An 18571-nucleotide genomic window follows, 5' to 3' on the forward strand; every position below is an offset into this window, starting at 1 on the left:
CAGGTCGTCGATCAGGCGACCAGGGACTCGACCGCCTCGAGGACGGCCTCCGGGGTGGGGGAGGAGGCCACCGCGTCTGCCGGGTGGCCGAGGTCCTCGAGTGTCTTTGCGGTGGGCTTGCCCAGCGCGATGAGCTTCTGACGGCGCCATCCCAACGGTTCGACGAGGTCGATCAGGGCACGTCCCACCGAGGATGCAGTGACGACGACGAACCCGACCGACGGCCAGGACTGGGCGATCACCTGGGGCAGTTCCTCAACGGCAGCGGTGGTGTACACCTCGAGCCGGTTGACGGTGCAACCGGCCCTCGTCAGTCCTTCGGGGACGGTGTCGGCGGCCAGTTTCGAGACCGGGAGTAGGACGTTCGTGGCACCACCCGGCCATTCGGCGACCAGACCGGCTCCGCTGTGGTCCTCCGGCACGAAGTCGACGCCAGTACTGCGCTTCTCCAGGGCCCTCGCAGTAGCTGCGCCCACGGCTGCCACCTTGATGTCAGGGTTCGGCAGTGGATCGGGCAGCAGCCCGACGGTGGTCTTCGAGGTGACGACCAGCCAGTCGGCCTGCCACAGGTCGGCCTCGGAGAGCCTATCGGCGTCCGGGAGCTCGACGGTCCGGGTCAGCGCCTTGTGGATGACCCCGTAACCGGCCTGCTTCAAGGTCGTCACGAATTTGTCGTGGGAGTCGTCACGGGGGACGACGACTGGGGGTTTGATGAGATCAGCAGGGTTCGTGGTCATCGAGTGCTTCCTGAGGCCTTGAGGTCTGCGACATCGGCGGCGCCGTCGTCCAGCAGCTCCTCGGCGGCCGTCACTCCCAGGGTATGCGCCGCGGCCAGTGCCGGCTCGACCTCCTCAGGCAATTCGACGCTCACCTGTTCCCGAATGGTGCGCGACCCGTTGACCGCAGCCACAACGACGTCCAGGGTCAACACGTCTGGGGACCTCCCGGGGGTCGGCGTGAGATGGGCCAACGCGCCGATCGGGGCGGCGCACCCGGCCCCCAGATGGGACAGCACGGCTCGCTCGGCGGTGGCCGACAGTCGCGTGCCGTGGTCGTCGATTCTGGCGAGGGCCTTGGCGAGCTTGCCGTGATGCACATCGGCGGTCCGACACTCGACGGCCAGGGCTCCCTGGGCCGGAGCCGGCAGCACGACCGACGGGTCGAGAAGCTCGGTGATGACGTCACTGTGACCCAGACGAGCAAGCCCTGAGGCAGCCAGCACGACGGCGTCGAGGTCCTCCTTGCCGCTGTCCTTGGCGTAGTGACCCAGACCCTTGACCCGGCCCAGACGGGTATCGACGTTGCCGCGGATGTCGACGATCGTCAGGTCCGGTCGCACCGCCAACAGCTGGGCCACTCGCCGCGGCGAACCGGTTCCGACGCTGGCCCGCTGCGGCAACTCACCGAGGGTGAGACCGTCACGAGCCACCAGGGCGTCGCGCGGATCCTCGCGAACAGGGACGGCACCAATCGCCAGTCCGAGTGGGCGTCCGGTCGGCAGGTCCTTGAAGGAGTGGACGGCGATGTCGGCTGAGCCCTCCAGCAGGGCAGTGCGGATCGCCGAGGCGAACACCCCGATGCCACCCATCGACGCCAGGGAGGCCGTCGAGGTGTCACCGTGGGTGGTGATCGTCGCCAGATCGACGTCGAGCCCCTGTGATCTCAGCAGCTCTGCGACCATCTCGGATTGAGTGGTTGCCAGGGTGCTGGCACGGGTTCCCAGACGGATTGAAGACATGTCCTCCATTGTGGCACTCGGTTCCGACGCCTGTTCCCTTGCTCTCAGACCAGTTGACGGGCCGTGTGGCGGGCTTGAGGCACCAGAGCTGCGATGCCGGAACCCGACGCCCATGCCCCGACCAGACCGATGCGGCCTCGTCCGGACTGGTTCAACTCCTCGAGCTGGCGGTGCAGACCGTCACGCCACGCCCTGGTCTCCGGAGTCGTCGGGGCCAGCGCCCCCGTCCAGTGGATGATCTGGGAGTCCACCACCTGATTGGACGACAATTCCACACCGAGCAGGATCGAGGCATCCTCCAGCGCCCGCTCGACGCTGAGCGCGACATCCGTCTCCCCGGATCGCCCGTAGGAGACCCGTAGCAAGTGCAGTCCGTCGGGGCAGGACTGCCCCAGGCTCGGCCACTTGGCAGACATGTGCGTCAGGGCCTTCGCCTTGACGCTCGTCGTCCCGGGAGCCACCAGCATGCCGTTTCCACGCGGGCTGTCGTCCAGCTCCGGAGCCTGCAGGGCCAGATTGACGTGGCCAATGGGCGCACCGGGAACCATCTCGGGTCCGGAGACGTCGATGACACTGCTCAGCAGGTCGGTGGCAGGACCGGCAGAGCAGGCGACGACGACCCGCGGGGTCAGGAAGGTGCGCACCTCGCCGTCAGGGACAGGAGGCAGGGACGGATTCGGGTTGCGCGAGGTGCCGGCGGTCTCGACGAGCCACTGGTCACCATGGCGGGTCAACTTTCGAGCCCCCACCCGGGTCATGATCCTTGCACCGGCCTCCTCGGCCTGACGACGCAACTCGGCCGGCATGGTGAACATGCCGCCGGCCACTGATGCGACGGCCGGCCCCTCCGGCAGCCGGGAACGGCACAGGGCCACGCCGGCAGCCAAGGACCCGGTGGACTGGGCGGCAGCCCGCAGACCGGGGGAGACGACGTCGGCCGAGAGCAGGTGCGGATCGGCGGCATGGATACCACCGGCGATCGGGGTGACGAGTCGCCTCAGCACCTCCGGTCCCATCCGTGACTCCACCAGGGTTCCCAGATCCCGTGGGAGTTCGTCGGGCATCGGGGCGCGGTCGAGTGCGGCGGTGCGGGCGGCCTCCTGGGCTCCCAGCGCAATGACGACCGCCGGGTCCGACAGATCGGCAGGAATGCCCAGGATGGCATTGCCGGGCATCGCGAAGCAGGCGTCGTCGAAGTACACCCAGGACGGAGCGGTCCTCGGCTTCTCGACCGTCATCCCCAGTTCGCGGGCCAGCTCGGCGGTGTCGGGAAGACGAATGGCCCACCCCTCGGCGCCGATGTCGTAGCTGATCCCCGCCAGTTTCGACCCGGCCACCAGGCCTCCGGTGTACCCGCGGGACTCCACCAGCACAGGGTGCAGCCCTTCCTGGGTGAGCTGCCAGGCCGCAACGAGCCCGGCCATGCCACCGCCGATGACGACGGCGTCCACGGTGTGCGGATCAGGGGTGTTCATCGTCACGTCCTCGGAATTGTGGTTCACAGTGAGTGCACCAGCTTCACCAGTCGCGTCAGCACATCGGGGTCGGTGTCGGCGGGCACACCATGGCCCAGATTGACGACGTGGCCGGGGGCCTGACGTCCAGCCGCGACGACTTCGCGGGTGGCGCTCTCTAGCGGTTCCCAACCGGCGAGGAGCAGGGCCGGGTCGATGTTGCCCTGGACCGGCATGTCCATCCCGGAGACCATGAGGGTGGCGCAGGCCTCGTCGAGGCTGATGCGGTGGTCGACGCCGAGGACCGGGTAGCGGGACGCCGTCGCGGCCACCTGGGCCAGCTCGGAGAGCAGATGGCTGGCATTGACGCCGAAGTGCACCACAGGGGTGTTCGGGTCGAGCTCGGCGAGAGCACGCTGGGAGAAAGGGGCAACGCTGGCGCGGTAGTCGACGGCGCTCAGCGACCCGGCCCAGGAGTCGAAGAGCTGGACGGCACGAGCTCCACCGCGCAACTGGGCGGCCAGGAATGCGGCGTCCAGGTCGGCCACCCACTCCATGAGCCTGGCCCAGGCTTGCGGATCCGAGTGCATCATCGCGCGGGCGGCCAGGTGGTCACGAGAGGGCCCGCCCTGCACCAGGTAGGCGGCAATCGTGAACGGGGCGCCGGCGAAACCAATCAGTGGCGTGGTGTCACCGAGTTCTTCCGTCACCAGGCGGGCAGCCTCTTCGATGGCAGAGGCATCGCCGGGCTCGCGCTGGGTGATCCGGTCGACGTCGTCCTCGGTGCGAACAGGCTCGTCGAGAACTGGTCCGACTCCCGGCTCGATCCGCACCCCGATCTCGGCCATGGCCAACGGCACCATGATGTCGGAGTAGAGGACGGCCCCATCGACATGGTGACGTCGCACCGGCTGGCAGGTGATCTCAGCTGCCAGCTGAGGGTTGAGGCAGGAGTCGAGCATCGTCGTGCCCTCGCGGGCCTTGCGGTACTCCGGGAGCGAACGGCCCGCCTGACGCATGAACCAAACCGGGGTGACGGCAGGGCGATGCCCGGTCATGGCCTGCAGAAGCGGTGAGTCGGCTGTGGAAGTGGTGGTTTCAGTCATCACCTCGATTGTGCCTCACTTCGTCGAGAGGCCGTTCATGGGGCAGTTGTCGACTGCGGCGAAAGGCTCGCGGCTACTGGGGACCGTCGGAACCACATGGTTCAATAGCATCTCGTGGGATTGTGTGTCTTGACCGTGGATCATGCCGAGCAAGGACTCGGCGTCGTTTCCGAGGCTGCCGCGCAGGTCGATGGGCTCGGCCTGGCGCTGACTGACCATCCCCAGATCCGTGGCGCTCTCGTGTTGTCAACGTGCAACCGAGTGTGCCTGATCGTGGAGACTTCTCCCGACTCTGCCGCTCAAGGATTCGGCGAGACCGCGCTGCGCGCCTGTCTCGCCGACCAGGGGGCGACGGTGTTGGCTGACTCGGCCCAGATCTTCTGTGAGAACGACGCCGTCTGGCGTGTGTTCCGGGTGGCTGCTGGCCTGGAGTCGATGGTCGTCGGTGAGCGCGAGGTCGCCGGACAGATGAAGCGTGCTTTGAATGAGGCGCGCAAGGAACAGACGGTTTCGTACATCATCGGCCACGTCGTTGAGGAGGCGCTCAAGACCTCCCGCCATGTCGCCACTGAGACGGCACTGGCTGCCGAAGGGCGCACCGTGGTGGCCGTCGGACTGGACCTCGTTTCCCAGCGGATGGACCTCGACGGGGTTCGTGTTCTCGTCATGGGAACTGGTTCCTACGCCGGCGCGTCGTGCGCCCAGCTGAACTCCCGCGGGGTGACCGACATTCAGGTTCATTCCGCTTCCGGACGTGCCGCCGGCTTCGCACGCCGTCACCGTGTGGCCGAGGCCGTCGATCTGGACGCCGCGTTGGCACAGGCTGACCTCGTCGTCACCTGCCGTGGATCGGGCGTGCCCGCCCTCTCCGCACAGGCCGCCCGACGCGCAGTGGATGCTCGCGCCGGACGAGACCTGCTGGTCCTTGATCTGGCCGTCAGCGGTGATGTCGAGGATCCGGTGCCCGCTGGGGTTGAGGTCATCGACCTGGAGACCATTCGTCATGCCGTTCCCGCCTCTGCCGAGGCCGAACGTGCCGCCGCCGAGCACATCGTCGCTGCCGGGGTCCGGCACCTTGCCATCGACCTCGAGCGTCGTCGGATGGCTCCGGCCGTCGTCGCCCTGCGCGACGTCATCTCAGATCTCGTCACCGCCGAGCTTGAGCGCCTGCCCGAAGAGGGATCGGTGCCGGTCGACGAGGTGGCAGCTTCTTTGCGTCGGCTTGCTGCGTCCATGGCGCACATCCCGTCGGCGCGAGCCAGGATGGCCTCTGAGAAGGGCCTGGGGGATCGCTGGCTCAACTCGTTGTCGGACGTGTTGGGGATCGACGTCGAGATCGCCGCGCCCGTCATCGACATGTCAACCTTCACGAACGCTGACTGCATGGCCTGCCCGGTGACCGGCCTGCGGGTGGAGGACCTTGCCGCGGATGCGGCGCCCCGAGGTGAGGAGAAGAATTCGTGACCGCCAACCCGTATGCAGCCCCCAAGGATCCGTTGGCTCCCTATGACGCGGTGCTCGTCGCATCTTTCGGTGGGCCGCGGTCCCCGGAGGAGGTCAGGCCCTTCCTGAGGAGGGTTTCCAACGGTCGCATTCCGGATGAGCGATTGGCCGAGGTCGCTCACCACTATGACCAGTTTGGTGGGGTGAGCCCCATCAACGCGGCGACGGACGCCTTCGTCAACGCCTTGAAGAATGAGCTTCACCAGCACGGAGTCCGAGTCCCGATCCTGCTGGGGAACCGCAACGGCTCACCGTTCCTTGATGACGTCCTGCCCGAGATGCACCAGCACGGTGTGCGTCGAGTGCTTGCCGTCGTCACCTCCGCATATGCCTGCTACTCCGGTTGCCGTCAGTACCGCGAGGAGATTGCTGCGGCCCTCGACCAGGCCGGCATCACGGACATGCAGATCGACAAGGTGCCTCCCTTCAACGAGGCCCCCGGTTTCATTCGCGCCAATGCGGAAGCCCTCATGCAGTCCTTCATGCGCATCCCGCCGACTCCGCTCGAGGCCACCCGAGTCGTTTTCGTCACCCACTCCATCCCCGGCCCCATGCAGGAGGCGTCGGGGGCTGGGCAGCCAGGGACTGACTACATCTCCCAGCACAAGGCGGTGTGCGAGAAGATTGCTGACCAGGTGCGTCATGCCTTCGGCAACATGCCGCAGTGGGATCTGGCCTACTGCTCGCGGTCGGGACGCCCTACTGACCCCTGGCTGGAGCCTGACATCAGTGACCACCTGCGCACCCTTCCGGAGCAGGGGATCAAGTCCGTCGTGGTTGCGCCGATCGGTTTCGTCGCTGATCACATGGAGGTCGTCAATGACCTCGATCACGAGGCAGCTGAGACGGCGGCTGAAATCGGGCTGGCCTTTGCCCGTGCTGCGACCGCTGGCGCTCATCCGGCCTTCGTCGCCGACATGGCGGGCCTGATCATGACCCAGGCAGCGGCTGCCCGAGGAGAGGGCGGAAATCTGACCTCCTGGCCCACCCCCTGTGCTCCCGGATGCTGCCGACGCTGCCCGGACGCCAAGGACATTCCGGCCATTTCCGGAAGTGACGTCGTCGAGCCTGACGAGACACAGGCCTCCGAGCCGGTGGCCGCAGCCGTGGCATCGACTGGTACGGCAACGGCGGCGGAAGCCGCGCACCCAGAACCTGAGGTCCTGTCCGGTCCCAGACCTGCTACCGTTCCTGGACCTGACGCCATTCCTGAGGCCGTCGGACCGGAGCCAGAAGCTCCTTCCCCCTACGACCTTCTGACCAAGGAGATCCCCATGACTGACCATTCGAGCAGCAATTCAGTGATTGAGGGACCTCGCGACGACGAGGCCCCCGCCGGTTCCTACATCGCACCGACTGATCCGCGTGATCATGCCGTCGTCCCGGAGGAGGTCAATGCCTCCAGCAAGTGGGCAATGTACTCGGTATTCAGCGTTGCCACTCCGCTTCCCGCCGACGATGTGGCGCGCCGTCAGCTCATCGAGGGCTCCGACGAGTGGGTCGGACAGTCCGGCGTCGAGACCCGTGGCTGGTATGACCTGTCGGGTCTGCGCGCGGACGCCGACCTGCTGGTGTGGTGGCTGAGCGACAATCCGACGGCCCTGCAGGACGCCTACCATCGGTTCCGCGGATCCGGTCTGGGACGCCATCTCGATCCGGTGTGGTCGAATGTGGGCGTTCACCGTCCGGCAGAGTTCAACAAGTCTCACCTGCCCTCCTGCTTCGCCGGAGTCGCCCCGCGGCGCTGGGCTGCCTTCTACCCCTTCGTCCGTTCCAAGGGGTGGTACCTGCTCCCGGCTGCTGACCGTTCCCGCATGCTGCGCGAGCACGGCATGGTCGGTGCTGCCAGCTCTGACGTCAAGGCGTCCACCTTGGCCGCATTCGCCCTGGGAGACTACGAGTGGATTCTCGCCCTGGAGGGTGACGACCTCGCTCGCGTCGTCGACGTCATGAAGGACCTGCGCTACGTCGAGGCTCGTCGTCATGTTGACGTCGACACCCCCTTCTTCACTGGCGAGCGCGTCTCCCCGGTGACTTGGGCCGACCGCCAGATGAGAGCTTGATGGCGCCCTTGCGTGGCCTGACCGACCCGGTGGGACCGGAATCGCCGCAGACCTACTGGGTGCGGCGTCTGGTCCTGCTCATCGCAGTGGTGATTGTCGTTGCCCTGGTGGTCACGGGTGTTTCCAAGCTCATGGGCGGTTCGAAGAAGTCGGCGGCGCCGGCGGCGTCGTCCTTCACCCCGAACCCGTCATGGACTGACACCGCCTGGGGCCCGGAGACTCCGACTCCCTCGGGTTCGGCCAGTTCCGGCAAGTCCGCTTCCTCCTCGAAATCCCCGTTGGCGACGTCGTCCGCATCAGCGTCGTCATCTCCATCCGCATCGACCGCTGGCGAACTCTGCGAAGGGTCCCAGCTGACGGTCAAGATCACGGGAGACAGCAAGAAGCCCAAGGTGGGTGACACCGAGACCTTCACCGTGGAGGTGAAGAGCTCGTCTGACTGTCGCTGGGACACCCAGAAGGTGAAGCAGACCCTCACCGTCACCTCCGGATCAGACCGCATCTGGTCGACCGAGGGCTGCGGCTCTTGGGGGCCAAAGGGCATCCGTGAGATCAGGTCTAAGGATCCTTGGACCTATAAGGTCTCATGGCCGACCAAACGGTCCACCGACAAGTGCAAGCTGTCGAAGGAAACCCTGGGGAGTGGCTACTACATCGCCACCGTCAACATTGATGGCGGTTCGAGCGATCGGTTCATCATGCAGATGAGTGAGTGACCCTCCATCCACACCCCCTGCCCCATGACATGTTTCGGCTCCCAGCTCTCGAGCTGGGAGCCGAAATCGTTGTCAGTGGAAGTGATGGGTGCGCTGGTCGTTCTCGAAGATTGACTCCAAACCCTGCCGGATCTCGCGGGCCCGCTTCAGCCCCACTCCCTTGACGTCGCCAAGTTCTGACGTGGAGGCCGACACCAAGGTCTGCAGGTTCGAGAAGTGATCGATGATCGCTTGAATCGCCCGGGACGACAAATCGGTGATCGATGCCAGCTGACGGTGTCCACGTGGCTGCATGGGAGCGTCGAGGGGGTGCTCGACAGGATCGAGATCGATGGCCCCAGCCACTTTGGCAACGTCGAGAAGGTCCTCCCAGGGAAGCTTCTGCAGACCGGACAGGGAGAACTCGCCCGGGGCGACGGAGTCCGGCCGGTAATCCTCGGTGAGCAGACGTCCCAGGTCCTCCACCCCGAGGGACAGCTCGTTGCGCTGCAACTGGACCAGACGCCCCTCGACACCAAGTGCGGAGACATAGCCGCGGACCTCGGCGTCGATCCGACGCCACATCTCGACGCGCTGGGCGACGGCTGCGACGTCACGGACCTGGACCTGGTCGCGGACCTCCAGCATGGTGAGGTTGTCAGCTTCCTCAACCAGACGAGCACGGTAACTCGACAGGGTCGCCAGTGCCTGGTTGGCGCGAGCCAGTAGCTGCTCCGGCCTCTCAATCGGGTAACGGCGGCCATTGAGGAACAGGGACATCACTGACATCGACGCCGAGACGACGACCACCGGTGCGCCAGTTTGTTGGGAGAGGCGGTCACCGGTGCGGTGACGGGTACCGGTCTCCATCGTCGGCAGGTTGCCGTCCGGGACGAAGTGGACCGCAGCCGCGGTGATTCGCTCGTGGTCGCTCGAGACGACCAGCCCACCGTCCATCTTCGACAGCTCGCGAAGAGCCTGTGGAGTGAGCCGGACGTCGAGTGAAAAACCGCCGGAACACACCTCATCGATCTCCGGGCCATTACCGAGCACGATGAGGCCACCGGTACGTCCATTGATGATCCGGTTGAGTCCTTCCCGGATAGGTGTGCCGGGGGCGAGCAGGGCCATCAGGTGACGGACCCGTGCGGCCTCCGTCTCCCGATCGCTCTCGGGGGTCGGCTGGGCGTCGGTCATGAGACGACTCTAGTTCTACCCATCGAAGTTCTCACCTCGGATGTGCTCATCATGACTGGTCCGCCTTGCGCTGCCGACGCAGGTTGAGCACCGACAGTGCCTCGGCCACACTGCCGACCTCGATGACATGGAGGCCGTGCATGGACGGGACCTTGGTGTGCGCCTCGCGGGAATTGCGTGGCACGACGGCGAGGTCAAAGCCGAGGCGTGCTGCCTCTCCCACGCGTCTCTCCAAACCAGGGACACGTCGCAGATCACCAGCGAGTCCGACCTCTCCCAGGGCCACGACTCGCGTCGGGAAGTTGGCGTCGAGAACAGCCGAGGCTGCCGCCACTGCGATCGCCAGATCGGCCGACGGGTCCGACACCCTGGCCCCACCCACCGTCGAGACGTAGACATCCCGGTTGCTCAGTGGCATGCCTGCCTTGCGTTCCAGGACGGCCAGAATCATGGCGACCCTGCTGCCCTCGACCCCATGGGTGGTGCGCCGCGGGTACTTCTCGGATGCTGATGGGGCCACCAGCGCCTGCACCTCCGAGAGCAGGGGACGGCGACCCTCCATCGTCACCGTCACGCAGGTGCCCGGTTGGGGATCGGCATTGTCCGAGGTGAACAGTCCCGACGGATCGGGTACCTCCATGATTCCGCTGTCGGTCATCTCGAAGCAGCCCACCTCGTCGGCCGGGCCGTAACGGTTCTTGGCGGCGCGAACCATGCGGAATCCGGAGTGACGGTCACCCTCGAAGTTGAGGACGACGTCGACCAGGTGCTCCATGGTGCGCGGACCGGCGATCGACCCCTCCTTGGTGACGTGACCGACGATGATGACGGCCATGCCACGCCGCTTGGCCACCCGTACCAGCGCACCGGTGACCTCCCTCACCTGGGAGACCCCGCCCGGGGAGCCGTCAGCCTGACTCGTCCCCACCGTCTGAACCGAGTCCAGCACCATGAGGGAAGGCTCGGTCTGCTCGATGTGTCCCAGTACCGTCCCCAGGTCGGTCTCGGAGGCCAGATAGAGTTCGTCAGCAAGTGAATTCGTACGACCCGCCCGCAGTCTCACCTGTGCCGCCGACTCCTCACCCGTGACGTAGAGGGTGCGTCGTCCGGCCTTGGCCCATTTGGCAGCGACGTCGAGGAGCAGGGTCGATTTTCCGACTCCTGGTTCTCCGGCGAGCAGCACGACGGCCCCGGGCACCAGACCACCTCCGAGCACCCGGTCCAACTCGCTGATCCCGGTGAGGTGACGGTTGGCGGCCTGCTCACTCACCTCGCCGATGGGCACCGCCTTGGAGGTGGGTGTCGACGAGGCAACCGCAGTGAGCTTCGGTGCTCCCCTCTCGACCACCGAACCCCAGGTCTGGCACTCCCCGCAGCGACCGACCCACTTGGACGTCGTCCAGCCGCACTCGGTGCACACCCATGTCGGAGCCTGCATCTTCTTCGCCATGGCTCATACCCTGTCAGCAGGGGCCGACAGGTTCGACGATGGTGGTGTTCCGGTGGTGTCCTCCTCAGGCCACCGGCGGGTAGTGCGGCCACCACATGGCGTCCTGAACTGCCTGCACGACGTTGTCGGGATGTTTCGTGGCGATTCCCTCCTCGATGGCGGCCTGGACGACCGCCACTGCGACCGTCGCCGAGGAAGCCCGCAGATTCTCCACGGCGGGGAGAAGGGATGCTCCCGCCGGACGCGGGTCCACCTGGGAGGCGACGGCCTCGGCCGCGGCGAGGATCATGCCGGCGCTCACTCGCTCGGCTCCCGAGACAATGACCCCCAGCCCCAGGCCCGGGTAGAGGAGGGCGTTGTTGCCCTGTCCGATCTCATAGCGCACACCGTCATACTCAAAGGGCTCAATCGGGATGCCGGTGGAGACCAGGGCCTTTCCCCTCGACCATGAGATGACGTCTGCCGGCACCGCCTCGATCTTCTCGGTGGGGTTCGACAACGGCAGGATGATGGGACGCTCGACCCCCTTGCACATCTCCTCGACGACCTGCTGGGTGAAGGCGTCGTGGTCGGTGGAGGTGCCGATGAGGATCGTCGGGTGAACCTGCCGGACCGTCTCCACCAGACCGATATGCCCGTTTGAATGAGCCCAACGACGCGTCTTACCGGCTGGCTTGGCGTAAGGCTCCTGGTAATCGGGCAAATTCTCCATGTCGTCGGTGACCAGCCCTTTGCGGTCGATGAGCCAGATTCGATCAATAGCCTCCTGCTGACCCAGGCCATCACTGATCATGGCCTCTCGGATCTGGTCGGCAATTCCGGTACCGGCGGTACCTGCCCCGTACACCAGCAGACGCTGACTGGCGAAGGTCTGTCGGGTGACCTTGAGACCGGAGATAACGGCGGCCAGGACGATGGCTGCCGTACCCTGCATGTCGTCATTGAAGATGCGATGGCTCCCGGCATTCTGCACCAGAATCCGACGGGCACTGGAGGCCCCGAAGTCCTCGAAGTGCAGCAGGGCATGCGGGTACAGCTCGCTGGCGACCTCGAGGTATTCGTGGATGAGTTCGGCATAGCGTTCCCCGCGCACTCGGGCATGACGATTGCCGAGGTACGACGGGTCGTTGAGCAGGTATGCGTTGTCGGTGCCGACGTCGAGGTTGACGGCGATGGTCCGCTCCGGACGGATGCCCGCGGCTGCCGTGTAGAGAGCGAGCTTGCCTATGGAGATGTCGGTCCCGTTGACTCCCCAGTCCCCGATTCCGAGTATCTGCTCGGAATCGGAGACAACGAGGAGGTCGACGTCGTCAGGCCCCAACTCGAGGGTCTCGAAGGAGGGACGGACATCCTCGATGTGGTCGACGGACAGGTAGACCGCGCGGGAGCGTCGGTAGGCGTGACTCCACTTCTTGATGGCCTCGCCGACGGTGGGGTCGTAGATCACCGGCAGCAATTCGACGAGGTGATCGACCAGCAGCTTGTAGTAAAGGGTCTCGTTACGGTTCTGCAGTTCTTCCAGGAATACGTAACGGTCAATGTTGCGGTCGAATCCCTGGAGCTGGCGGTAGCAGCGCTGGGCCTGCTGCTCGAGAGTCTCGACGGCTGCCGGAAGCCGTCCGATCATCCCGTGCTCCAGCCGTTCGGCGCGAGTGAAAGCCGTTCCCCGATTCGTGATCGGGTTCGTCATGGGTTCGGGTTTCCTGGACACGACAACCTCCCGGTAATGACTTCGTTTCTTACACTACCGGGAGGTTCTGTCAGTTTTTTAACGTCAGATGCGAACTCGTCCGTGGGACGGGGTGTCGAAGGTCACGGCGTCAATGCCGGGGTGGCCATTCGGGCTGGTGAAGTCGAAGGTGATGCCCTCGACCTCGTCGGGAATGGTTTCTCCCAGCCAGTTCTCGACGCGCTGACGCGATCCGGACACCTCGACCGAGGCGAGGGTGACGTTGCCGCTCAGGCTGGAGGGCAGCAGCTCGGCCGGGGAGGTCCACTTGATGAAGAAAGGAAGCTGCGGGTCAGCCATCAGGCCCTTGATGCCGATCTGGCGCCACTCGAGGTGACGACCATCGGGGAAGGTACGGTTACCGGGCACCGACTCACGCTCGAGGCGCTTCTCGTAGGGGGCGAGATCGTCGACGGAGACGGCCCACCCCATCCATCCGCCGCCCTGTTCCTGACGTGCGCGCACGGCCTGGCCGAAGACGGCCTTCTCGGCTGCGGGGTGGTCCAGCACCTCCACAACCTCGATGTAACGCGGCCCGACCAGCGGCAGAATGCGGTTGCGGGTTCCAAAGCTCGGATGGACTCCGCCGTTGATGAATGAGGTCCCCAGGATTTCGCCAAGGCGAGCGGCATCCTCATCGAGACCTGCAGGGCCAGCGGCGAACATGAGATGGTCGACGTGCATGGCAGTATTGTCCCCTTTGTGCTTTCCATGATGAAATCCGACCCCCGGTTGACTGCAATGAAGCGGGTCCGAGCGAGGTCTTGAGGGGATGTGGACGGGGCGCGCATTCCTTGGCTCGTGGCACGCCGTCGACCCCGACAAGGTAGGTTGAGCGTGTGCCTGACAGTGCCGGACCTGACAAACCCTCGACCACGGCTGCTTCCAGTGCTCCCCGCGTGACGTTGTCGACGACCTCGGTCTATCCCGAGTCGACGGTCGATGCCTTCGCCCGCGCCAAGGCCATTGGTTATGACGGGGTGGAACTCATGGTCGGCATCGACCCGGTTGCCGCTGATGTCGACCGAATCGTCGACTTGTCGGCAGAACACGACGTCAAGGTGTGGTCGATTCACGCTCCATGCCTGCTCGTCACTCCGAATGTGTGGGGAGGCGACTCCTGGGGCAAGCTGGACAAGGCCGCCGAGGCTGCAGGACGACTTGGCTCCGAGCTCATCGTTGTCCATCCGCCCTTCCGCTGGCAGCGCGACTATGCGAGCCAGTTCGAGGAAGGCATCGCCGAGCTCAACGAGAAATACGCCCCACTGGTTTTTGCCGTGGAGAACATGTACCCGTGGCGTACCCCGGCGGGCCGTTTCGCCGCATACCTGCCGGGATTCGACCCCACCAAACTCAGCTACGACCACCTCGTCCTGGACCTCTCCCACGCCGCCACGGCCCAGATGGACTCGCGAAAGCTCGTGGACCTGTGGGGGCCGCGACTGCGTCACATCCACCTCACCGACGGTTCGGGCACCTTCAAGGACGAGCATCTTCTGCCCGGCCGGGGAAATCAGCATGCCTGGGAGGTCGTCGAGCGTGCCGTGGCCGGCGGGTTCAACGGTGACATCGTCCTCGAGGTCAACACCCGTAAGCTCTCCGGGCAGGGAGCTGGGCAAGGTGCCCGGTTCGAGGCGCTCTCCGAAGTCCTGATGCAGACCCGTATGGCCGTTGACCGTGGCATCTTCGCGCGTCGTGACATCGAGGCGCAGCAGGAGGCCCATCAGTGACCGAGAATCGACACGATTTCCGTGGCGGGGCTCTGCTTGCATCGGGTCGACGTCTAGCGATGCAACTGGCGATGGATCCGACCATTGCCGACGAGGTTTCCCAGTCACGTTTGGCCCGTGAGATCGCCGCGACCTATGTCGCTGGTGAGGACGTCGGGACAGCCATCGAAAAGGCTGCCGACCAGGTGTTCAAGGGTCTGGACGTCAGCCTGCATCCCCTCGCCCCCGCCGCCGTCGACGTCGCCCAGGCTCGCCGGGCGACAGTCGGGCTGTGCGAAGTGATCGAGAGGCTCGGTGCCGATCCGGCGTTTGGTGGCCACAGCGAGGTCTCCATCAGCCTCGCGGCTCTGGGACTGCGAGTTGACGACGAGCTCGCCCGGGAAAACGCCAGGCAGATCTGCGATATCGCTCGCGACAACCACGTCGCCGTGACGGTGGACGACGAAGGCCCGGACATCCATGATCGTTCCCACCGCATCGGCATGGACCTGCTGGAGGACTACGAGAACACCGGCATCGTCATCCAGGCGGCCCGCCACGATTCCCTCACCCAGGTGAGGGAACTGGCCGCTCCGGGGAGGCGCATCAGGCTGTGCAAGGGTTCCTACACTGGCCCTCGTTCGGTCACCCTGATCCATCCCCATGACGTCGATCTGAGGATGGCGGCATGCCTGCGTGCCCTCATGACCGGCCCCTCGACGGTGATGCTGGCCAGCCATGATCCGGTCTTCGTCGCCCTCGGCGAGCAGCTCATGGCTAGTTTGGATCGACCCCTGGAATTTCAGATGCTGCAAGGAATTCGTCCCCTCGAGCAGCGCAGGCTGGTGGACATTGGCCACCGGGTGAGGGTTTATCTGCCCTATGGACATGATTGGTACCGGTACTGCACTCGACGGATCGTCGAGAGACCGGGCAATATTTGGCTGTTCGGAAGGTCGCTGGTGGAGAGGCGTTGACGATGTGGAATGGCACGAGCACCGTCTCCCCTCGCCGGTGCCTGGACGAAACCCCTCGCCGGGGAATCATAGGGGACCACTGGGCGGATCGGCGCCTGCTGTGGGAGACGATTTTCCTCCTGGCCGTCAGCCTGGGGCAGTCCGCGTGGTACTCAATTCTGCGAATGATCGAGAGACTCACCCGCGGTGTGCCGATGGATCAACAGACCTCGAAGCTCAACTCATCGGTGACACCCGGGCGTCCCTGGCTTGATCTGCTCTACCAGTTATCTGACATTGTCTTCGGTGTCGCACCGGCCCTGCTGGCTCTGCTCCTGCTCGCCCAGGTCAAGCCCCCTCGCAAGGGTGTTCGTCACGCCCTCGGTCTGCAAGGGCCGGGGTGGGGGCAGGATGTCGGCGCCGGAGTGATTCTGGCCGTCATCATTGGCATTCCCGGGCTTGGTTTCTACCTCGCCGCTCGCGCACTGGGGCTGAACACGACGGTTCAGGCCTCCCAACTGCAGCATGTGTGGTGGATGGTCCCGGTACTCATCGGTCTGGCCCTCATGAATGCGGTCCTGGAGGAGACCGTCATGGTCGGCTACCTGTTCACGCGGTGGCGTCAGATCGGGTGGTCGACGACGATGGTCATCGTCGTCTCGGCCGTCATTCGCGGCACCTATCACCTGTACCAGGGCTGGGGTGGTTTCCTCGGCAACATCATCATGGGTCTTTTCCTGGGATGGGTCTTCTCCAAGAGACGTCGACTTCTGCCCCTCATCGTGGCCCACGTCTTCCTCGACATCGGCTCCTTCATCGGATACGCCTATCTGGTCGGTCACGTCAGCTGGTTGTGAGTCCATTCGGACACTGCCCGGACCTGTCGTGACATGCCCCTACCATGGGCGGCATGAAGCTTGGAGTCTTCGGAGCCACTGGACAGGTCGGTCGGGTCATGCGCACCTTGCTGGCGGAGCGTCATTTCCCAGCTGACGACGTGAGGTTCTTCGCCTCTGCCCGTTCGGCCGGCCAGAAGTTGCCATGGGAAAACGGTGAGGTCGTCGTCGAGGACACTGCGACGGCTGATTTCTCAGGCCTTGATATCGCGATCTTCTCCGCGGGTGGCGGTACCTCTCGCGAGTTCGCCCCCAAGGTGGCTGCTGCCGGGGCCGTCGTCATCGACAACTCCTCGGCCTGGCGACGCGACCCTGACGTCCCGTTGGTCGTCAGCGAGGTCAACCCGGAGGACATCGCCAAGCGTCCCAAGGGGATCATCGCCAACCCGAACTGCACGACGATGGCGGCCATGCCGGTGCTCAAGCCGCTTCATGACGCTGCCGGACTGACCCGCCTCGTCGTGGCCACCTATCAGGCGGTCTCCGGATCGGGCGTCGCCGGAGTGCGCGCCCTCACCGAGCAGACCGCAGCCATCGACGGCCCCTCTGCCCTGGCCCTGGACGGACGGGGAGTACCGGTCGATGATTTCGGGCCCTACGTCGCGCCGATCGCCTTCAACGCCGTCCCGGTCGCTGGCAACTTCGTTGATGACGGAACCGGCGAGACCGACGAGGAGCAGAAGCTGCGCAACGAGTCGCGCAAGATCCTCCATATCCCGGATCTGCTGGTCGCCGGAACCTGCGTTCGGGTGCCGGTGTACAGCGGCCACGGGCTGGTGGTGCACGCGGAATTCCGTGACGATCTGAGCCCCGAGAAGGCTACCGAGCTGTTGGTGAAGGCTCCGGGTGTCAAGGTCGTCGACGTCCCGGATCCTCGCTCTGCCGCCGGAACCGATCCGTCCCTGGTCGGGCGTATCCGCCCTGATCAGTCCGCCCCGGCAGGCAAGGGGCTGGTGTTCTTCTGTTCCGCGGACAACCTGCGAAAAGGTGCCGCCCTCAATGCCGTGCAACTGGCCGAACTGGTGGCTGCCGAATGAGCGGGAAGGTTGCGGTTCTGGGCTGCGGGACGATGGCCGGAGCCCTCATCGGTGGGCTCATCGACGCCGACACGATCAAGGCTGACGATGTCGTGGCGACGGCGCGGTCGGAGTCACATCGCGAGGAGATCGCCAGGGCTCTGGGCGTGAAGACGACAGCGGTCAACGCCCAGGCTGCCCGTGATGCTGACCTCGTCATTCTCGGCGTCAAGCCCTATGCGGCCGCCGGAGTGCTGGAGGAGGTCGCGGATTCCCTCAAGGATGACGCGATCATCATCTCCATCGCCGCCGGTGTCACCACCGAGAAGTTGCTCGCTGCCTGGCAGGGCAATGTTGTCCGCGTCATGCCCAACACCCCCGTCCGAGTGGGCAAGGGCGCGTTTATCGTCAGCCCTGCGCCAGGCGCTGAGGAGGCCGGCGAGAAGATCGTCGAGATCTTGGGGACGGTCGGGAGGGTCGTCGAGGTGCCCGAGAAGCTGCATGATGCGGCCACGGCCGTGTCGGGCTCCGGCCCGGCCTACGTCTTCCTGGTGGCCGAGGCAATGATTGACGCTGCCGTCGCCATGGGACTGCCGCGCGACCAGGCGAGCCAGCTCACCGTCGCCACCCTGGCCGGCTCGGCCGAGCTGTTGTCCGGAGACGAGCACCCGGCAGTGCTGCGTTCCGAGGTGACGAGCCCCGGCGGGACCACCGCGGCGGCCCTGGCTGAGTTGGAAGCTGGGGGGCTGCGCGCCACTTTCGCCGATGCGATGATGGCATGTCGAGACCGTGCGGCGGGCGTGTCCTGACGGGTCAGCGCGGCGTTTTTGGCTCGATTGCAGATCACAGCGTAAAGTAATCCTTTGTCCGCCTTGTCGGTGGGCCGAGAACTTCGCACCCACCCGGGTGCACCAAACTTCCAGTTCCAACGAAAGAGGTTGACCGTGGGATCCGTGATCAAGAAGCGTCGCAAGCGCATGGCGAAGAAGAAGCACCGCAAGCTGCTCAAGAAGACGCGTATTCAGCGTCGTCGCGCCGGCAAGTGACGCTTCGGGCGGT

The 18571-nt window shown here is 65.4% G+C and carries 17 protein-coding genes; 9 read left to right on the top strand and 8 right to left on the bottom strand.

Going from position 1 to position 18571, the window contains the following annotated elements; all coding sequences use genetic code 11:
• Window positions 1–11 precede the first annotated feature (11 nt).
• From AC6I1W_RS04355 to hemE, 4 genes are read right to left on the bottom strand one after another with little or no spacing between them, the layout of a single operon-like run.
• Window positions 12–737, bottom strand: a complete 726-nt coding sequence (locus AC6I1W_RS04355; protein ID WP_016666919.1) for a uroporphyrinogen-III synthase — start codon at window positions 735–737, stop codon at window positions 12–14.
• Entirely contained in the window at window positions 734–1738 is a 1005-nt protein-coding gene (gene hemC, locus AC6I1W_RS04360; protein WP_171048612.1) for a hydroxymethylbilane synthase, read from the bottom strand. The genes AC6I1W_RS04355 and hemC overlap by 4 nt, the downstream gene beginning before the upstream one ends.
• 44 nt (window positions 1739–1782) lie before the next feature.
• Entirely contained in the window at window positions 1783–3213 is a 1431-nt protein-coding gene (locus AC6I1W_RS04365; protein WP_117189024.1) for a protoporphyrinogen/coproporphyrinogen oxidase, read from the bottom strand.
• Window positions 3214–3236: 23 nt separating this feature from the next.
• A complete protein-coding gene (hemE, locus tag AC6I1W_RS04370) occupies window positions 3237–4298 on the bottom strand; it encodes a uroporphyrinogen decarboxylase (protein ID WP_065674252.1) in 1062 nt (353 codons plus the stop codon).
• 129 nt (window positions 4299–4427) lie between these two features.
• On the opposite strand from hemE, the gene AC6I1W_RS04375 reads away from it, so the two are divergent.
• The 3 genes from AC6I1W_RS04375 to AC6I1W_RS04385 all read left to right on the top strand — a co-directional run bounded on the left by AC6I1W_RS04375 (window position 4428) and on the right by AC6I1W_RS04385 (window position 8580).
• On the top strand, window positions 4428–5762 hold the full coding sequence (locus AC6I1W_RS04375; protein WP_065674288.1) for a glutamyl-tRNA reductase: 1335 nt from the start codon (window positions 4428–4430) through the stop codon (window positions 5760–5762).
• Between the two features lie 50 nt (window positions 5763–5812).
• Window positions 5813–7864 (top strand): hydrogen peroxide-dependent heme synthase, encoded by a 2052-nt coding sequence (hemQ, locus tag AC6I1W_RS04380; protein WP_171048618.1) that lies wholly within the window; start codon window positions 5813–5815, stop codon window positions 7862–7864.
• Between the two features lie 353 nt (window positions 7865–8217).
• Window positions 8218–8580, top strand: coding sequence for a hypothetical protein (locus tag AC6I1W_RS04385; RefSeq protein ID WP_171048619.1), 363 nt, complete (start codon window positions 8218–8220; stop codon window positions 8578–8580).
• Between the two features lie 72 nt (window positions 8581–8652).
• Here the strand turns inward: AC6I1W_RS04385 and disA are convergent, their stop codons facing one another.
• The 4 genes from disA to AC6I1W_RS04405 all read right to left on the bottom strand — a co-directional run bounded on the left by disA (window position 8653) and on the right by AC6I1W_RS04405 (window position 13619).
• Window positions 8653–9756: a DNA integrity scanning diadenylate cyclase DisA gene (disA, locus tag AC6I1W_RS04390; RefSeq protein ID WP_065674255.1), complete on the bottom strand. Its 1104-nt coding sequence runs from the start codon at window positions 9754–9756 to the stop codon at window positions 8653–8655.
• A 49-nt stretch (window positions 9757–9805) separates the two neighbouring features.
• Entirely contained in the window at window positions 9806–11206 is a 1401-nt protein-coding gene (gene radA / locus AC6I1W_RS04395; protein ID WP_117188951.1) for a DNA repair protein RadA, read from the bottom strand.
• 64 nt (window positions 11207–11270) lie between these two features.
• A complete protein-coding gene (locus AC6I1W_RS04400; RefSeq protein ID WP_117188949.1) occupies window positions 11271–12917 on the bottom strand; it encodes an NAD-dependent malic enzyme in 1647 nt (548 codons plus the stop codon).
• A gap of 63 nt (window positions 12918–12980) precedes the next feature.
• On the bottom strand, window positions 12981–13619 hold the full coding sequence (locus AC6I1W_RS04405; protein ID WP_016666929.1) for a VOC family protein: 639 nt from the start codon (window positions 13617–13619) through the stop codon (window positions 12981–12983).
• Window positions 13620–13834: 215 nt separating this feature from the next.
• Between AC6I1W_RS04405 and AC6I1W_RS04410 the strand changes: the two genes are divergently transcribed.
• From AC6I1W_RS04410 to AC6I1W_RS04435, 6 genes are all read left to right on the top strand, one after another.
• Window positions 13835–14665 carry a sugar phosphate isomerase/epimerase family protein gene (locus tag AC6I1W_RS04410; RefSeq protein ID WP_117189022.1) on the top strand — a complete coding sequence of 277 codons (831 nt, stop codon included), beginning with the start codon at window positions 13835–13837 and terminating at the stop codon, window positions 14663–14665.
• A gap of 59 nt (window positions 14666–14724) precedes the next feature.
• Complete coding sequence (locus AC6I1W_RS04415) at window positions 14725–15621, top strand: proline dehydrogenase family protein (RefSeq protein ID WP_117189020.1); 897 nt, start codon at window positions 14725–14727, stop codon at window positions 15619–15621.
• 2 nt (window positions 15622–15623) lie between these two features.
• On the top strand, window positions 15624–16457 hold the full coding sequence (locus AC6I1W_RS04420; RefSeq protein ID WP_117188947.1) for a CPBP family intramembrane glutamic endopeptidase: 834 nt from the start codon (window positions 15624–15626) through the stop codon (window positions 16455–16457).
• A 44-nt stretch (window positions 16458–16501) separates the two neighbouring features.
• Window positions 16502–17533 carry an aspartate-semialdehyde dehydrogenase gene (locus tag AC6I1W_RS04425; RefSeq protein WP_117188945.1) on the top strand — a complete coding sequence of 344 codons (1032 nt, stop codon included), beginning with the start codon at window positions 16502–16504 and terminating at the stop codon, window positions 17531–17533.
• Window positions 17530–18321: a pyrroline-5-carboxylate reductase gene (proC, locus tag AC6I1W_RS04430; protein WP_117188943.1), complete on the top strand. Its 792-nt coding sequence runs from the start codon at window positions 17530–17532 to the stop codon at window positions 18319–18321. Before AC6I1W_RS04425 ends, proC begins: the two co-directional genes overlap by 4 nt.
• A gap of 135 nt (window positions 18322–18456) precedes the next feature.
• Entirely contained in the window at window positions 18457–18558 is a 102-nt protein-coding gene (locus tag AC6I1W_RS04435) for a 30S ribosomal protein bS22 (RefSeq protein WP_002550589.1), read from the top strand.
• Window positions 18559–18571: the final 13 nt, after the last annotated feature.

The sequence above is a fragment of the Cutibacterium sp. KB22876 genome (assembly GCF_059728865.1).